The following is a 15,560-nucleotide window of genomic DNA, read 5'->3' on the forward strand; positions in this document are numbered from 1 at the left end:
CAGGAAAAATCCTGCAACAAGCTGCATTTGGTTTTCATGAGCACGGGTTAGAGGTTAATGCTAAGGTGTGGCTGATAACCTGAAATCGTTTGAGGAACAGTGAGATGATTATTTTTGTTACTGGCGCAACCGCTGGTTTTGGTCAAAGTATCACCCGCCGCTTCATTGCTACAGGTCACAAAGTGATCGCCAGCGGCCGTCGCGCTGAGCGTTTAAAAGAGCTGAAAGAGGAGCTGGGCGACAATCTCTATACCGTGCAGTTGGATGTGCGTAATCGCGCGGCCATCGATGAAGTGATCGCTTCCCTGCCCGCTGAATGGCGCGATATTGATGTGCTGGTTAACAATGCCGGTCTGGCGTTGGGCGTGGAACCTGCGCACAAAGCCAATATTGAAGATTGGGAAAATATGATCGACACCAACAATAAAGGTTTGGTGTACATGACGCGCGCCGTGCTGCCTGCCATGGTAGAGCGCAACGTCGGCCACATCGTAAATATCGGTTCGATTGCGGGCAGCTGGCCTTATTTGGGTGGCAACGTGTATGGCGCGACGAAAGCGTTTGTCCGTCAGTTTAGCCTGAACCTGCGTACCGACCTGCACGGCACCGCGCTGCGCGTGACCGATATTGAACCCGGTTTGGTGGGTGGCACTGAATTCTCCAATGTGCGCTTTAAGGGCGATGATGGCAAAGCCGAACAGGTGTATGAAGGCACGACCGCGCTGACAGCAGACGATGTCACGGAAGCGGTCTATTGGGTCACCACGCTGCCAAAGCACGTCAACATCAATACGCTGGAGATTATGCCGGTAACGCAAACCACTGCAGGTTTGAAGGTGCATAAAGGTTAATGCGATTTTGTAAGGTGCGCAGTAATGCGCACCCGATCGCCATAAATGGCGCCCCTACGATTTCCCGGAACGCCTTAAACACGGCTCCAGCCAGCAACGATGATCAGCATACCGCTAAAAGCAACCAACGCGCCGACCCAATCCCACGTACTTAACTTCACACCATCCACCACGCGTAACCATATCAGCGCCGTTAGCACATAAACGCCACCATAGGCCGCATAGACGCGTCCGCTGGCTGCGGGATGCAGCGTCAATAACCAGACGAACAGCGCCAGGCTCGCCGCCGCCGGTACCAGCAGCCAGGCCGTCATGCCCTTCTTTAACCACAGCCACGGCAGGAAACAGCCAACAATTTCCGCAATCGCAGTGATAAAAAACAGCAAGGCGGTTTTAACCAGCATAGAAAATCTCTCTCTAAGCTAAACAAAGCGCTCACCACTGGTGAGCAAAGAAGCAGCGATGATATACTAGCGCCCATAGTTGTTACAGCCGCGATCCCGGCTGTGCTGGTGTTAACTGAAGGAAATGACGATGAAAAAACTGTTTTCCGCCCTGTTGGCGACCGTGCTGACTTCAAGTCTGTTTTTGGCTGCGCCGCTGGCTTCTGCCAAAACCGATCGCCTGATCATTGAAGATGGCAGCAGCGCATCGAGCAATGAAGCCGCGCGCCAGAGCAAAGAGCAGTGGAACGATACCAAAAACCTGCGTAATAAAGTGAATACGCGCGTGGAGAAAGAGTTCGATAAAGCGGACAAAGCCTTTGATACCCGCGACTCCTGCGAGAAAAGCTACAACGTGAATGCTTATTGGGAACCCAACACGCTGCGTTGTCTTGATCGCCGGACCGGACGCCCGCTTGCACCTTAATCCGCCATCACTGCTATAGTTTTTACAGGAATTCTGACCAAAGGAGTGAATGATGAAAAAACGTAATGCAGTTCTGCTGATGGCGATGCTCGCGCTACCGGTATTGGCGCAGGCTTCTTGTGAAAGTGTCAAAGCGGATATCAGCAAAAAAATCATTAACAACGGCGTCGCCGAATCTGACTTCACGCTGGATATCGTGGCCAATGATCAAGCCGATCAGGTGGGCGGACAGGTGGTGGGTCATTGTGAAAACGACACACAGAAAATCGTCTACAAGAAAAATGGCCGTGATGGTGATAGCAGCGTGCCAGACGGTGCAGGCAGCTCTCAGGATACGCCAGCGCAGTAACCCTTCGGGCGGCTTGATAGCCGCCCTGCTTTTACTCTACTTCCGGCCTTTGCCGCGGCATCATCCACGCGACCCACAGTGTTAACAGCGCAATCAGCAACGACACTACAAATACCCAATGCAATGAGGTGGCGATTTGCCCGGTCCAGTCATGCAGCGTCGCTTCTGGCAGCGCCTGGCGACTTTCGTGTGACATGATCTTTTGCATCGGATCTTCCGCCTGCGGCAGACGCAGCGACAGATTCAGGTTGAGCACCGCGCCTAATAACGCCGTGCCAATTGCCGAACCGATCATGCGGCTAAACATGATAGATGCGGTGCAAATGCCGCGAATATCGTAATGCGCATGATTTTGTACCGACACCAGAAAAGTCGTGCTGGTCATGCCCATGCCGGTACCAATCACAAACGCGGTAAATCCTGCCTGCATGATTGAGCTATCGCTACGCAGCAACAGCAGTAATGCGCTGCCGGTAATCAGCAACAATGCGCCCATCTGTGCGGTGAAGCGATACGAGGTGATAAGCATCAATCTGCCGCTTAAGGTGCTCGCCAGCGGCCAGCCAATCGACATCATCGCCAGTGCGCTGCCCGCCTGTAGCGGCGTGCCGCCGGTAATGCCCTGAATCCACGTTGGCAGGAAGGCGCTGATACCCATCATGCTGGCACCGATAATCAGGTTGCCGACGTTGCCAGCAACGATGAGCCGACTGCGCCAGATTTCCAGCGGGAACAGCGGTGCATCGGCGCGCTGTTCATGATGCTTTAAGCGCCATGCCGCGATCAGCGCCAGCAGTAGGAACGGCAGCAGCCAGAAGCCGAGCACCTCTGCCTGCAACAGCGCGACTAACAACGCGGTCACGCTAATCATCAGCCAGCAGCTGCCGGTGAGATTGAGCGTGGTTTGCTGATTTTGCTCACGCGTGGGAAGAAAACGCGCCAGCAGCAGCATCGCGATCGCGCCAATCGGCACGTTAACCCAGAAGATGACTGACCAGCTAAAGTGCTGCACCAGCCACGCGCCGCTCAGCGGACCGATAATCGCCGCGACGCCCCAGACGCTGGAAAGCCAGCCTTGTACATTCGCTCGCTCGCGCGGCGAATAAACGTCAGCCACGATGGTGGAGGTGAGCGGCATAATCGCGCCAGCGCCTAAGCCCTGAAAGGCACGGAACAGGATCAACCACGTCATGCTGTGGGCGAATCCGCACAGAATTGATCCGATCAAAAATAGCGAAACGCCAATAAACAGCAGCCGTTTGCGGCCCCACATGTCAGCCAATCGGCCATACAACGGTACGCTCACTGCTTGCGTCAGCAAATAGATGGAAAATACCCAGCCGAACTGCGAAAAACCGCCAAGATCGGCAATGATAGTCGGCATCGCGGTGGCAACGATGGTGACTTCAATTGCCGCCATAAACATAGCGAGCATGCAGCCGACGAGAACCCAGTGGCGGTGTTGCGTGTTCAATTCTGCAGTTTCAGTCATACGTCTCCCTAATTTATTACAAGGCTAGCTGAAAATTCACCGGACCAGTTTCCTCTGCGTGCGCCTGTATGTTACGCCGTCACTTATTTCGATGAATATTTTTTATTGTCAGATGATGCCTTATTCCATGCGGGTTGAATGCGGTTTTTTATTATTTCTATCTGTCTGATTTTGCCGCAAAAACTGGCGCTTATCGTCAAGCATTGCTATAGGTCTAAGCGGTGCTTTCCAGTTATTCACTGAAAAAGCATCTGCTAACAGTCATTTTAACTGCAATTTAACGGGGTGAAGGATTTTCGTATGTGTTCTTTTTTGCACTGCGCCGCCATCCCGGGAATGACATAACCATATCGAACGATTTTTCAAATCAGGGAGACACTTGCTATGCAAAATGCATCGCTCGCCCGCCGCGCTGGGTTGGCATTGCTCGCGATTGTCGCGGTGATTGCCCTGCTGGTATGGGGGCTGGGGCTGAATACGCTGCGCGATCGCCGGGAAGATTTGATCTACCTCGGGCAGCAGCATCTGTTTTTAGTGTTTTGGTCAATGCTCTTTGCGCTGCTGGTGGGCATTCCCAGCGGTATTTTGTTAAGTCGTCCATTCGCCCGTCGCTGGGCTGAATACGTGATGCAAATCTTTAACGTCGGTAACACCCTGCCGCCGTTGGCGGTATTGGCACTGGCGATGGTGATTGTCGGTATTGGCGATCGTCCCGCGCTGATTGCCCTGTTCCTCGCCTCGCTGCTGCCGATTGTGCGCAATACGTTTGCCGGTTTGAGCGCGGTACCGCCGTCACTGATCGAAGCTGCCAACGGTATCGGAATGACTAAGTTCCAGCGTTTGCGTCAGGTGGAAATCCCCAATGCACTGCCGGTGATTCTGGCGGGCGTGCGCATTGCCACCGCGATCAACGTCGGCACCGCGCCATTGGCATTCCTGATCGGCGCCAGTAGCTTTGGCGAGCTGATTTTCCCCGGTATTTACCTTAACGACTTCCCTACGCTAATCCTCGGCGCAGTTGCGACTGCTTTGGTTGCGCTGGTACTCGACATGCTGCTCGCAGCATTGGGACGTTATCTCAGCCCGCACTCTGCGGCTTAACACAAGGAGTTTTGTGATGGCCACTGCCAACAAGCTGGCGCGCTGGGTAAAACATACTGCGCTGGCACTGACCGCGACGCTGGCAATTAGCCACAGCGCCGCTGCTGCAACGCCGATTACCATGGCAACCAAGAGCTTTACCGAGCAGCATATTCTGTCAGCGATGACGGTAATTTGGTTGGAGAAGAAAGGTTTTCAGGTGATCCCGAAGACCAATATCGCCACCACCATTAGCCGTAACGCCATGATCAACAAACAGATTGATATGATGTGGGAGTATACCGGCACCTCGTTGATCATCTTTAATCACATCAATAAGCCGATGTCGACGGAAGACGCTTATAAAACGGTAAAAGCGCTGGATGCGAAATTAGGCCTGGTCTGGCTCAATCCGGCACCCATGAACAATACCTATGCGTTTGCCATGCAACGCGATCGTGCGGACAAAGAAGGCATCAATACCATGTCGCAACTGGTAGCGAAGTTGGAAGAGGTGCGCAAGAACGACCCGGACCACAACTGGAAACTCGGTTTGGATCTGGAATTCTCGGGTCGCTCAGATGGCCTGAAGCCGTTGCAGAAAGCCTACAACATGCCACTCGATCGTCCGCAGATTCGCCAGATGGATCCCGGCTTAGTCTACAACGCAATTCGCGATGGCTTTGTTGATGCGGGTTTGATCTACACCACGGATGGACGGGTGAAAGGGTTTGAACTCAAAGTGTTAGAAGATGATAAGCACTTCTTCCCGAGTTACAACGTCACGCCTGTGGTGCGTCAGGATGTGCTGGCGAGCCATCCAGGTTTAGATGCGGCACTCAATCAGCTTTCAGCGCTGATTAACGACGAAGCGATCACCGAGATGAACAAGCGTGTCGATATTGATCACCAGTCGCCGCAACAGGTGGCGCGTGATTTCCTTCAATCTAAGAACATGCTGTAAGGAGGCGCTGTGGATACCTTGCATTACATCATGAATAACTGGCACACCTTGATGACGCTGACCTGGCAACATACGTGGCTGGTGCTGGTCGCGGTTGGTTTCGCCATTATCGTTGGCGTGCCGCTGGGCATTTTGATTGTGCGCTTTAAGTGGCTGGCTACGCCGGTGCTCGGCATCGCCACCATTGTACTCACCATTCCGACCATTGCATTGTTCGGCTTGATGATTCCGCTGTTTTCGATGATCGGTCAGGGCATCGGCGCCCTTCCCGCGATTACGGCCGTGTTTCTCTACTCGCTGCTGCCGATTGTGCGTAACACCCACACCGCGCTGGAGAATTTGTCACCGGGCCTGCGTGAAGCGGGTCGCGGCATTGGCATGACCTTCTGGCAACGTTTGCGCTGGGTGGAAATTCCAATGGCGCTGCCAGTGATTTTCGGTGGTATTCGTACGGCGGTGGTGATGAACGTAGGTGTAATGGCGATTGCTGCGGTGATTGGTGCCGGCGGTTTGGGCCTGCAACTGCTCGACGGCATCAGCGGCAGCGATGTGCGCATGTTAATTGCCGGCGCCTTAATGATTTGTTTGCTCGCGATTGTGCTTGATTGGCTGCTGCACCGTTTGCAGTCGGCGCTGACTCCTAAGGGGATTCGATAATGATAAAACTGGAAAACCTGACGAAAACCTTTACGCAAAAGAACGGCACGTCACTCAATGCCGTGGATAACGTCAGCCTTGAAGTACCTGCAGGCGAAATGTGCGTGCTGCTCGGCCCTTCTGGCTGCGGCAAAACCACGACGTTGAAGATGATTAACCGCCTGATCCCGTCCTCAAGCGGCAGGATATTGATCAACGGTGAAGATACCAGCGGACAAGACACCGTCACCCTGCGCCGCAATATTGGTTATGTTATCCAGCAGATTGGTCTGTTCCCGAACATGACCATCGAAGAAAACATCACCGTGGTGCCGCGCATGCTGGGCTGGGACAAAAAACGCTGCCGCGAACGCGCCACTGAATTGATGAGCATGGTGGCGCTCGATCCGACCAAGTTCCTGCATCGCTATCCGCGTGAAATGTCCGGCGGTCAACAGCAGCGTATCGGTGTGATTCGCGCGCTGGCTGCTGATCCACCGGTATTGCTGATGGATGAACCTTTTGGCGCGGTCGATCCGATTAACCGTGAAGTGATTCAGAATGAATTCCTTGAGATGCAGCGTCAGTTGAAGAAGACCGTGATGCTGGTCAGCCATGATATCGATGAGGCGCTAAAACTCGGCGATCGCATCGCGGTATTTGGTCAGGGAAAAATTGTACAGTGCGCCAGCCCGGATGAGCTGTTAGCCAAACCGGCGAACGATTTTGTTGGCTCATTTGTTGGTCAGGACCGTACGCTGAAACGGTTGTTGCTGGTGCAGGCCGGCGATGTCACCGATCAACAACCCACCATTACCGTGCAGCGCAATACGCCATTACAGGAAGCCTTTGCGACCATGGACGATAACGATATGCGTTCGGTCACCGTAGTGGACGAAGATGGCAAGCCGCTAGGCTTTGTGAAGCGTCGGGAAGCGCGTGCAGCCACTGGCCGCTGCGAAGAGATGCTGCATACCTTTAAAGTGACGGGTAAAGCGGAAGAGAACCTGCGCGTGGTGCTATCGAAACTGTATGAACACAACACGGTGTGGATGCCAATCGTTGATGAAGAAGGCCGCTACAGTGGTGAGATATCGCAGGACTATATTGCGGATTACCTCAGTTCTGGACGTACGCGCCGTCGGTTGAATCCTTAATTCTTCGAGCAGTCGCCGAGGGGCATATGGCAGATCGTAAAGTCGCCATAAATCATCCCTGAGGCTCAGCCCGCGCCTTCCCTGGCGCGGGATGCTTTACTCCTCTGCCATATGCCCCTCGGCTCATTCATACCGTGCGCTCAGTTAACGCGATTCCTCAGCCGTTTCTGTCCCTATCGCTTCGCTGCGCTCTGAAGGCAGGACGATATTCAACATAATCGCCAGCAGTCCGCCGGTGGTCACCGCATGACCAAATAAATTGCTCACTAGCATGGGGAACTGTTTCAGCACCTCAGGCACCGCTTCGACGCCCAGACCGATACCAAACGATACGGCAACAATCAGCATTTCACGACGCCCCAGCGGCGTTTGCGTCATAACGCGAATACCGGCCGCGACCACACTACCAAACATCACAATGGTGGCGCCGCCCAGCACCGGCGGTGGAATTTGCTGCAGCAAATAACCAATCGCCGGGAACATGCCGAGCAGCACCAGCATCACGCCGATCACCATGCCGACATAACGACTGGCGACACCCGTCATCTGGATAACGCCGTTGTTCTGCGCAAAGGTGGTGTTAGGAAATGCGGAGAAAACGGCGGCGAGTAAGCAGCTGATACCGTCGGCGAAAATACCGCCCTGCATGCGGCGCTCAAATGCTTCGCCTTCAATCGGCTGGCGCGACAACATGCAGTTCGCGGTAAGATCGCCCACCGCTTCAATCACGGCAATCACCGATACCAGCGCGATGGGAATGAAGATGGTCCAGTCAAAAGCAAAACCAAAACGGAACAGCGCTGGCAAGACCAGCCACGGCGTATCCGCCATCGGCTTAAGGCTGAGATGACCGGTAAAGGCCGCCGCGATACAGCCCGCGGCAATACCGGCCACGACGGCAACCAGCCGCGTCCAGCGATTTTGCGAACGGTTAAGTACAATAATGACCAATAGCGTCAAGGCACCCAGCGCCAGATTGCCAGGCGCACCGAAATTGGTGGCGTTATGCCCGCCGGCCCAATCGGTGATGCTAACTTTAATCAGGCTAATACCAATCAACGTGATGACGGTGCCGGTGACGACCGGCGTCAACACTTTACGCAGTGGCGCGATGCAACGACTAATAAACATTGGAATCAGCGCCGCGACCAGGTTGCAGCCAAAAATCATCGCCATGATCTCTTCAGGCGATCCGCCACGCGCTTTTACCATCAGTCCGCCCGACAGAATCACGCCCAGAAAGGCAAAGCTGGTGCCTTGCAGGCAGATCATGCCTGCGCCAATGCCCATAAAGCGGCGTGCCTGCAGGAACGTACCGAGACCAGAAACTAACAGCGACATGCTGATCAGATAAGGGATCCACGCCTGTAATCCCAATACGGAACCAATAATGAGCGGCGGCGTGATGATGCCAACTACGCTGGCCAGCACATGTTGCAATGCGGCACAAAATGCAGGCAATGGACCAATATGGTCATTCAGCCCATATAACAAACCTTTCTCATCTGATTGCGACATACAGGTGCTCCGGCAAGATATTCATCAGAGCAGCTGATGCATGAATCACGCCAGAGGATGGGCTTAAGCAAAAATATCGAGGTAATAAATTGAAAATGAAAGGAAATAATTTAGCTGAGAGGATGGCTGAGCCTGAAATCTTAGGTTCAGCCACTGATCATTTGCTGCTTTTTGTTTCATCAGGCGGCGGGTTTTGCACTGTTGTCGTGCGAAACATTCGTATTGAGCAGCGCAATATTCAGATAGCCGCTCAATTCTCGTTGCTCAGCGCGCGGCAGGTAAGGCAACTCGCCTAATAAAGGTGCGCCCAGTTTTTTGCTAAGAACATCAATAATTTCAGCGTAATGCGCCAGACCGGGATTAATACGGTTTGCCACCCAACCCACCAACTGCAACCCATCCTGAGCAATAGCTTCGGCGGTCAGTAAAGCGTGGCTGATACAACCTTCCTTAATCCCGACAACCAACACAACCGGCAAATTCTCCTGACGCACCCAATGCGATAAAGGCTGCAAGTCATTCATTAAACTGCGCCAGCCGCCGGTGCCTTCCACCACCACGCGAGCGGCGCGCTCCTGCAAATCGTTAAGACTGCGACTAAGCAATGAATAATCAATGCTTAGCGACGAGCTGGTGCTGATTTCATCCTCTTCCAGAGCGATAGGATTAACGGCGGGATAAGTAAGCGTGAGACCCGAAGCCTGTTGTAACAACAGTGCGTCTTTATTACGTAAGCCTTCAGGTGTGAGTTGCGCGCTTTTGGCGACAGGTTTGAAACCTGCAGCGCATAAATTCGCTTTGGCAAAGCACTGCAATAACGCGCGAGATACCACGGTTTTACCCACCGCGGTGTCGGTACCGGTGACAAAAAGCGTTTTCACCCTTTTCCTCCTTCATTAAAGCGATGTGTAACGTGCGAAGGAGGCAGTTTAAGGAAATGTTTTCACGGGCAGATTGCGTTAGGACAAACTTAAGGTGAGCTTTAATTATCCCTGCAACAGTTTTACCAATAAATGGCCGCTATAGAGCGCATCTTTTATGAGTGCAGCGCCACCAAAGGTGCCAGGATCGCTGAAAGCCGTTGGTGTGAGCTGGATTTCACGGCTGTAAGCAGGCAATGCCTGCTGACGAATGGTACTGCTCACCGCAGGGAAAAGCACATCAGCGGCCTTATTTAGCGGCGAACCGATAAGGATTTGTTGAGGATTAAAGATGTTTACCATCATCGCCAGCATGCGGCCAATATGATGTCCTACGCCAGCAATCACATCGCGAGCCAAGCGATCACCCTGCTGTGCCGCTTCGCATAAGCTTTCGATCGTCAACGGCGTGTGATGCAATAAACTGTCGGGCTGCGACGGCAAACGCTGTGCCGTGAGATTAAGCAAACTTCCGATACTGGCGACGGTTTCCAGACAGCCGTTATTGCCGCAGTAGCATTGCTGGCCGTAAGGATCGATTTGCGTATGGCCTATTTCCACCAGCGTTCGACCATTTTTATGCAGCAATTGTCCGCCGCTGATCACGCCGGCACCGACGGTTTCATCAATCACTATCTGAATCACGTGTTGCGCGCCACTGGATGCGCCAAACAACGCTTCGGCTAACGTCCAGGCAGAAATGTCATGCTGCACAAACACCGGTAAACCGGTGCGCTGCGCCAGGGTTTCTGCCAGCGGCATATCCTGAACGTCGTAACCCGGCATACGATGCACTATGCCAGAAGCGGCGTTGATCAAACCCGGCAAGGTAATGGCGATGGCGGTTAACCGTTCCAGTTTGCTTTGATGGCGAATAAAGAAGTCATTCACCATCTCCTGCAAGGTTTGCAGCAGCGGTTTTTCGGCGGTGGCATGCAGCGGCAAACGATCTTCCTGCAATGCACGGCTGCTGAGATCGCGCAGCGTCAGCGTAATGAATCCGGGCTGAATGCGTACGGCGAGATAGTGCCAGGCGAGAGTGTCGAGGATCAAACCAATCGCTGGGCGACCGCGGCTGCCCGGTTCCTGAAATTCGGTTTCCTGTACCAGATGAGCATCGAGCATTTCACGCACGATTTTGGTAATGCTGGCGGGCGCTAACTGGGCACGTTTAGATAGCTCAATACGCGAAATCGGGCCGTAAAGGTCAATCAGTCGGTAAACCACACCTGCGTTGGTCTGTTTTATCTGATCAATATGACCAGGTTGACTGTACAGATTCACGCCCTACTCCCATTATTTTCGCGCTTCTAAATAAACAACAGCTATGGTGATGCAGATTGGCTGGGAACGTCAAATATTTGATTAGAAATGTGATTTATCGCACATAAACTTTGCACCCAACTTAATGCGTTGGGTTAATTCTCCGCGTTTTGCAGCATCAGCGACATCATGTTGGTCATTTGCGCCGTTGGTTCTCGCGTCGCCGACCAGACCAACCAAACCTCAGAAATCGCGTCACTCTCCTGTAAAGGGATCCACACCACATCGGCCAGACGCGCCCGACGGAATGACGCCGGCAGAATCGACACGCCCAGCCCTGTTGCCACCAGGCCCAGAATAGTCATCGCCTCGCCCACTTCCTGAGTAATAAAGGGTTTAATTTGATAGCGATGCAGCAGCGCCAGGATTTCACCGTATAACGCGGTGCCACCCTGCGGATCGAAAAACACAAATGGCTCATTGGTTAACGCCTGAATAGAAATCGACTCAGCATCGGCCAGCGGATGCGCCCAATGCACCACCGCACACAGCGGTTCGCGCAGTAATACGCGGTGCTGCAAATCGTTGGGCAGCGGCGTATTGCGCATCACGCCAAGATCCAGTCGATCATCGTGCAAAGGCGCCAGTTGCTGCCGCGTGTTGTTCTCCTGCATCTGAATGTGCACTTCCGGCCAACGCTGGCGGAATTGATACAACGCATCTGAAACCAGGCCGGTAAAGGGAGCTGAGGAGGTAAAGCCGATACGCAACTCACCTTCCTGTCCCGTATGCACGCGCGCAGCGCGACGGGCAGCCTGTTCGACCTGCAGCAAAATGGCTCGCGCATCCTGTAAAAACAGCGCACCGGCGGGCGTGATTTGTACGCTGCGATTGGTGCGGGTAAACAACTGCGCGCCAATTTCCTGTTCCAGTTGCTGAATCTGCTGGCTTAGTGGCGGCTGCGAAATGTTGAGTCTCTGCGCGGCCCGCCCAAAATGCAGTTCTTCCGCGACGGCAATGAAATAGCGTAAATGGCGCAACTCTATATTCATATTTTAAACGTCTTATTTGAGATTATTAATATATTGTACAACCTATTATCCCTTTCCTACAGTAACGCCATGATTGCTTAAACGAGGATGTTCCGTGAGTCGCTCTTCCCAGGCGGTGATACTCGATGAAGACGAGTTATCCGTAAAGCCTGCTCCAGCTACAACCCCTTCAGAATGGATTGAACGCGGATCGCCGCAGTTTATGCGCGTGACGCTGGCCCTGTTCTCCGCCGGCCTTGCTACTTTCGCCCTGCTCTATTGCGTGCAGCCCATTCTGCCGGTGCTTTCGCAGCAATTTGGCGTTTCCCCGGCGCAAAGCAGCATTTCTCTCTCGTTATCGACCGGCTTAATGGCACTGGGCTTACTGTTTACTGGTCCGCTGTCGGATGCGATTGGGCGTAAATCGGTAATGGTTACCGCGTTAATGCTGGCCGCCATCTGTACCTTGATTTCCGCCACCATGAGCAGCTGGCAAGGGATTTTGCTGATGCGCGCGCTGATTGGGTTATCGCTGAGCGGTGTTGCTGCCGTTGGCATGACTTATCTAAGTGAAGAGATTCATCCGCGCGTCATCGCCTTTTCCATGGGACTGTATATTAGCGGTAACTCGATAGGCGGCATGAGCGGACGCTTGTTAACCGGTGTATTGACCGATTTCTTCTCGTGGCGCGTTGCGGTAGGCGTCATTGGTTGCTTCGCGTTGGCGGGCGCGCTGATGTTCTGGAAAATTTTGCCCGCGTCACGTCATTTCCGTCCGGCCTCATTACGTCCGCGCAGTTTGCTGATCAATTTCCGTCTGCACTGGCGCGATAAAGGTCTGCCGCTGTTGTTTGCTGAAGGCTTTCTGCTGATGGGCGCGTTCGTCACCCTGTTCAACTATATCGGTTATCGCCTGCTAAGCGCGCCGTGGTCGCTGAGCCAGGCAGTGGTGGGTTTGCTCTCGGTGGTCTATCTGACGGGTTCATGGAGTTCCCCGAAAGCGGGTGCGATGACCAGCCGCTTTGGGCGCGCTCCCGTGATGATCGGCGCTACTGCGATTATGCTAGCGGGATTGCTGCTGACAGCGTTTGACTCACTGTGGCTGATTTTGCCCGGCATGATGCTGTTCACCGCCGGATTCTTTGCGGCACACTCTGTTGCCAGCGGCTGGATTGGCCCGCGTGCGCGTCGTGCTAAAGGCCAGGCATCTTCACTCTATCTGTTCAGCTATTACGTTGGCTCCAGCGTGGCGGGTACGTTGGGCGGCGTGTTCTGGCACAGTTACGGTTGGATGGGCGTAACCGCATTCATTAGCCTGCTATTATTAATGGCTTTGCTGGTCGGTTGGCGTTTGCAGTGCCGAAAACTGTAATACCTTTCATCTGTTAAACGGGGCTGATGTGCCCCGTTCTCTTCTCTCAATCACGCCATGGGCCGATCTCACAGTCCCAGATAAAACAAAACGTCCATTCATCGCTATAATTCATTCCATTCCAACAATAGTTAGACTTTTATTATTTCACAGCAATGAGGACGTTAGATGGAACGCTATTATTACGTCGATAAGCACGCCGGCTATAACGACAACCATGTAGTACATGCAACGGGTTGCCCGTTCTTGCCCGCCGATGAGGTACGCCGTTTTCTTGGTACTTTTTACACGCCAAATGCCGCCATTCAGCAAGCCCGTAAATTTTATGCCAGCGCGCTGGGCTGCGAGCATTGCTGTCCGGTTAATGTAAAAAAAAACATGACGACTCAAAATAGCGTGGCACTAAAACACATGGTGCGACTCTGATAATCATGATTTGAGAATGGCCATGTGCTTAAGCTCTTTTGTTAAGCACGACTGAGGCGTTACACAATAACAATAAATTTAAATGTAATAATGACTGGACCTTAACGCTGCAAAACCGTCGTCGGGTCCAGTCGCCTCTTTCCCACTGCTATCGCTCTAAGTCACTCTCGCGTTGTAAGCAGAAAGCCTAATAACCTCAGGCTATTAACAACCACTTTCGCGATAAAAAATATTCAGTAATAAAATCCCGACAAACGGTTTCCCTCCGCTCATTAATGCTCCACAATAGCGTCAATTTGTGACTCAGGTCACTTTATGGGGTGCCACCTCGCCCTTTCACTCGCCGTCTGACAGATTTGAAATCCATGCAATCTACTACTGTTTCCCGTAAAACGGCCTGGCTACGCGTTGTATTGCTGGCCATTGCTGCTTTTGTATTTAACACCACAGAATTCGTACCGGTCGGCCTGCTGTCGGATATCGCCGCCAGCTATGACATGAAAACTGCTGACGTCGGCATCATGCTGACTATCTATGCGTGGGTTGTGGCCTTATTGTCGCTGCCGTTGATGTTGCTAACCCGCAACATTGAGCGACGCTTGCTGTTAGCGGTGCTCTTCATTGTGTTTGTGGCCAGCCATGTGCTCTCTTCCGTGGCATGGGATTTCACTTCACTGGTTATCTCACGTATCGGTATTGCCTTAGCGCACGCCGTTTTCTGGTCAATTACCGCTTCGCTAGCGATTCGCGTGGCGCCGGCGGGGAAAAAAACGCAGGCACTGAGTATGCTGGCAACCGGTACCGCGCTGGCGATGGTGCTGGGCGTGCCGATTGGTCGTATCGTTGGTCAATATCTTGGTTGGCGCACCACCTTCGGCATGATCGGCCTTTCCGCCCTGGTGTTGATGATCTTGCTAATGCGCATACTGCCGCGTCTGCCGAGCGAGCACACCGGGTCACTGAGCAGCGTGCCGATGCTATTCCGCCGTCCGGCGCTGGTGGCGATGTACATTTTGGTCACGGTAGTGGTGACGGCACATTACACCGCTTACAGCTACATCGAACCCTTTATGCAGATTGTTGCCAATGCCGACGATAATTTCACCACCTTGCTTTTACTGCTGTTTGGATCGGCGGGAATTATCGGCAGCGTGTTGTTTAGTACGCTGGGGAATAAATTTCCTTCGGCAATGCTGATCGCCGCGATTGCGATGATCACGCTATGTATGGGCTTGCTGGTGTTTGCCGCAGTCCGTCCCGCCGCGATCACCGTGTTGTGCATCGTTTGGGGCATGGCAATGATGATGATTGGGTTGGCGATGCAGGTACGCGTTTTAGCGCTGGCACCGGATGCGACAGACGTCGCGATGTCCCTGTTTTCGGGTATTTATAACATCGGTATCGGCGCGGGTGCGCTGCTGGGCAACCAGGTCAGTCTGCATATGCAAATGTCTGATGTCGGTAACGTCGGCGGCATCATTGGCCTTGCCGCACTGTTGTGGTGTATCGCTATCTTCCGTCGCTACCCGCAACTCCGTACCAACGGATAACAAAAAAAGGCTTCAGAAGGTGTATCTTCTGAAGCCTTTTAATCACTTCTCACGGAATGCTTCATCGCACTCCGCACTATT

Annotated in this window: 16 protein-coding genes; 10 read left to right on the forward strand and 6 right to left on the reverse strand. The window is 53.2% G+C overall.

Going from position 1 to position 15,560, the window contains the following annotated elements:
- Nucleotides 1-104: 104 nt before the first annotated feature.
- Nucleotides 105-851, forward strand: coding sequence for a bifunctional NADP-dependent 3-hydroxy acid dehydrogenase/3-hydroxypropionate dehydrogenase YdfG (gene ydfG, locus ACRQ84_RS05580; RefSeq protein WP_064738713.1), 747 nt, complete (start codon nt 105-107; stop codon nt 849-851).
- Nucleotides 852-925: 74 nt separating this feature from the next.
- Here the strand turns inward: ydfG and ACRQ84_RS05585 are convergent, their stop codons facing one another.
- Nucleotides 926-1,255: a YnfA family protein gene (locus tag ACRQ84_RS05585; RefSeq protein WP_073991656.1), complete on the reverse strand. Its 330-nt coding sequence runs from the start codon at nt 1,253-1,255 to the stop codon at nt 926-928.
- A 130-nt stretch (nt 1,256-1,385) separates the two neighbouring features.
- On the opposite strand from ACRQ84_RS05585, the gene ACRQ84_RS05590 reads away from it, so the two are divergent.
- Both ACRQ84_RS05590 and ACRQ84_RS05595 read left to right on the forward strand, forming a co-directional pair.
- A complete protein-coding gene (locus ACRQ84_RS05590; protein WP_064738714.1) occupies nt 1,386-1,721 on the forward strand; it encodes a DUF1283 family protein in 336 nt (111 codons plus the stop codon).
- A gap of 52 nt (nt 1,722-1,773) precedes the next feature.
- Nucleotides 1,774-2,070, forward strand: a complete 297-nt coding sequence (locus ACRQ84_RS05595) for a DUF1161 domain-containing protein (protein ID WP_064738715.1) — start codon at nt 1,774-1,776, stop codon at nt 2,068-2,070.
- Between the two features lie 31 nt (nt 2,071-2,101).
- Here ACRQ84_RS05595 and ACRQ84_RS05600 read toward each other — a convergent pair whose 3' ends face one another.
- Complete coding sequence (locus tag ACRQ84_RS05600; protein WP_483817419.1) at nt 2,102-3,562, reverse strand: MDR family MFS transporter; 1,461 nt, start codon at nt 3,560-3,562, stop codon at nt 2,102-2,104.
- A 384-nt stretch (nt 3,563-3,946) separates the two neighbouring features.
- Here ACRQ84_RS05600 and ACRQ84_RS05605 point away from each other — a divergent pair, with 384 nt between their 5' ends.
- Genes ACRQ84_RS05605 through osmV form a run of 4 tightly spaced genes read left to right on the forward strand, consistent with a single transcriptional unit; the run spans nt 3,947 to nt 7,399 of the window.
- Complete coding sequence (locus tag ACRQ84_RS05605; protein ID WP_064738717.1) at nt 3,947-4,663, forward strand: ABC transporter permease; 717 nt, start codon at nt 3,947-3,949, stop codon at nt 4,661-4,663.
- A 16-nt stretch (nt 4,664-4,679) separates the two neighbouring features.
- Nucleotides 4,680-5,606 (forward strand): glycine betaine ABC transporter substrate-binding protein, encoded by a 927-nt coding sequence (locus ACRQ84_RS05610; protein WP_483817420.1) that lies wholly within the window; start codon nt 4,680-4,682, stop codon nt 5,604-5,606.
- A gap of 9 nt (nt 5,607-5,615) precedes the next feature.
- Nucleotides 5,616-6,263 carry an osmoprotectant ABC transporter permease OsmW gene (gene osmW / locus ACRQ84_RS05615; RefSeq protein ID WP_064738719.1) on the forward strand — a complete coding sequence of 216 codons (648 nt, stop codon included), beginning with the start codon at nt 5,616-5,618 and terminating at the stop codon, nt 6,261-6,263.
- Complete coding sequence (gene osmV / locus ACRQ84_RS05620; protein WP_064738720.1) at nt 6,263-7,399, forward strand: osmoprotectant ABC transporter ATP-binding protein OsmV; 1,137 nt, start codon at nt 6,263-6,265, stop codon at nt 7,397-7,399. The genes osmW and osmV overlap by 1 nt, the downstream gene beginning before the upstream one ends.
- Nucleotides 7,400-7,543: 144 nt before the next feature.
- Here the strand turns inward: osmV and ACRQ84_RS05625 are convergent, their stop codons facing one another.
- The 4 genes from ACRQ84_RS05625 to ACRQ84_RS05640 form a co-directional block, all read right to left on the reverse strand.
- Nucleotides 7,544-8,917, reverse strand: coding sequence for a nucleobase:cation symporter-2 family protein (locus ACRQ84_RS05625; protein ID WP_483817421.1), 1,374 nt, complete (start codon nt 8,915-8,917; stop codon nt 7,544-7,546).
- Between the two features lie 179 nt (nt 8,918-9,096).
- The gene (bioD, locus tag ACRQ84_RS05630; protein WP_483817422.1) at nt 9,097-9,798 is read right to left on the reverse strand and encodes a dethiobiotin synthase; all 702 of its coding nucleotides are present in this window, start codon (nt 9,796-9,798) and stop codon (nt 9,097-9,099) included.
- A gap of 105 nt (nt 9,799-9,903) precedes the next feature.
- Nucleotides 9,904-11,121, reverse strand: a complete 1,218-nt coding sequence (mlc, locus tag ACRQ84_RS05635; protein ID WP_483817423.1) for a sugar metabolism global transcriptional regulator Mlc — start codon at nt 11,119-11,121, stop codon at nt 9,904-9,906.
- A 134-nt stretch (nt 11,122-11,255) separates the two neighbouring features.
- On the reverse strand, nt 11,256-12,152 hold the full coding sequence (locus tag ACRQ84_RS05640) for a LysR family transcriptional regulator (RefSeq protein ID WP_483817424.1): 897 nt from the start codon (nt 12,150-12,152) through the stop codon (nt 11,256-11,258).
- A 94-nt stretch (nt 12,153-12,246) separates the two neighbouring features.
- Between ACRQ84_RS05640 and ACRQ84_RS05645 the strand changes: the two genes are divergently transcribed.
- The 3 genes from ACRQ84_RS05645 (at nt 12,247) to ACRQ84_RS05655 (ending at nt 15,479) form a co-directional block, all read left to right on the forward strand.
- Nucleotides 12,247-13,503, forward strand: a complete 1,257-nt coding sequence (locus tag ACRQ84_RS05645) for an MFS transporter (RefSeq protein WP_483817425.1) — start codon at nt 12,247-12,249, stop codon at nt 13,501-13,503.
- A gap of 168 nt (nt 13,504-13,671) precedes the next feature.
- The gene (locus ACRQ84_RS05650; RefSeq protein ID WP_064738726.1) at nt 13,672-13,929 is read left to right on the forward strand and encodes a hypothetical protein; all 258 of its coding nucleotides are present in this window, start codon (nt 13,672-13,674) and stop codon (nt 13,927-13,929) included.
- 365 nt (nt 13,930-14,294) lie between these two features.
- On the forward strand, nt 14,295-15,479 hold the full coding sequence (locus ACRQ84_RS05655; protein WP_064738727.1) for a sugar transporter: 1,185 nt from the start codon (nt 14,295-14,297) through the stop codon (nt 15,477-15,479).
- Nucleotides 15,480-15,560 lie beyond the last annotated feature (81 nt).

Origin of the sequence: Pantoea sp. E2023-21 (genome assembly GCF_051302795.1) — a bacterium.
GTDB classification, from domain to species: domain Bacteria; phylum Pseudomonadota; class Gammaproteobacteria; order Enterobacterales; family Enterobacteriaceae; genus Pantoea; species Pantoea ludwigii_A.

Excerpts from the sequence above, each read along its gene's own strand:
- ydfG (WP_064738713.1), top strand. The coding sequence starts at position 105 with ATGATTATTTTTGTTACTGGCGCAACCGCTGGTTTTGGTCAAAGTATC.
- ACRQ84_RS05640 (WP_483817424.1), bottom strand. The coding sequence starts at position 12,152 with ATGAATATAGAGTTGCGCCATTTACGCTATTTCATTGCCGTCGCGGAA.
- osmV (WP_064738720.1), top strand. The coding sequence starts at position 6,263 with ATGATAAAACTGGAAAACCTGACGAAAACCTTTACGCAAAAGAACGGC.
- ACRQ84_RS05655 (WP_064738727.1), top strand. The coding sequence starts at position 14,295 with ATGCAATCTACTACTGTTTCCCGTAAAACGGCCTGGCTACGCGTTGTA.
- ACRQ84_RS05610 (WP_483817420.1), top strand. The coding sequence starts at position 4,680 with ATGGCCACTGCCAACAAGCTGGCGCGCTGGGTAAAACATACTGCGCTG.
- ACRQ84_RS05650 (WP_064738726.1), top strand. The coding sequence starts at position 13,672 with ATGGAACGCTATTATTACGTCGATAAGCACGCCGGCTATAACGACAAC.
- ACRQ84_RS05600 (WP_483817419.1), bottom strand. The coding sequence starts at position 3,562 with ATGACTGAAACTGCAGAATTGAACACGCAACACCGCCACTGGGTTCTC.
- ACRQ84_RS05625 (WP_483817421.1), bottom strand. The coding sequence starts at position 8,917 with ATGTCGCAATCAGATGAGAAAGGTTTGTTATATGGGCTGAATGACCAT.
- ACRQ84_RS05585 (WP_073991656.1), bottom strand. The coding sequence starts at position 1,255 with ATGCTGGTTAAAACCGCCTTGCTGTTTTTTATCACTGCGATTGCGGAA.
- ACRQ84_RS05605 (WP_064738717.1), top strand. The coding sequence starts at position 3,947 with ATGCAAAATGCATCGCTCGCCCGCCGCGCTGGGTTGGCATTGCTCGCG.
- ACRQ84_RS05590 (WP_064738714.1), top strand. The coding sequence starts at position 1,386 with ATGAAAAAACTGTTTTCCGCCCTGTTGGCGACCGTGCTGACTTCAAGT.
- ACRQ84_RS05595 (WP_064738715.1), top strand. The coding sequence starts at position 1,774 with ATGAAAAAACGTAATGCAGTTCTGCTGATGGCGATGCTCGCGCTACCG.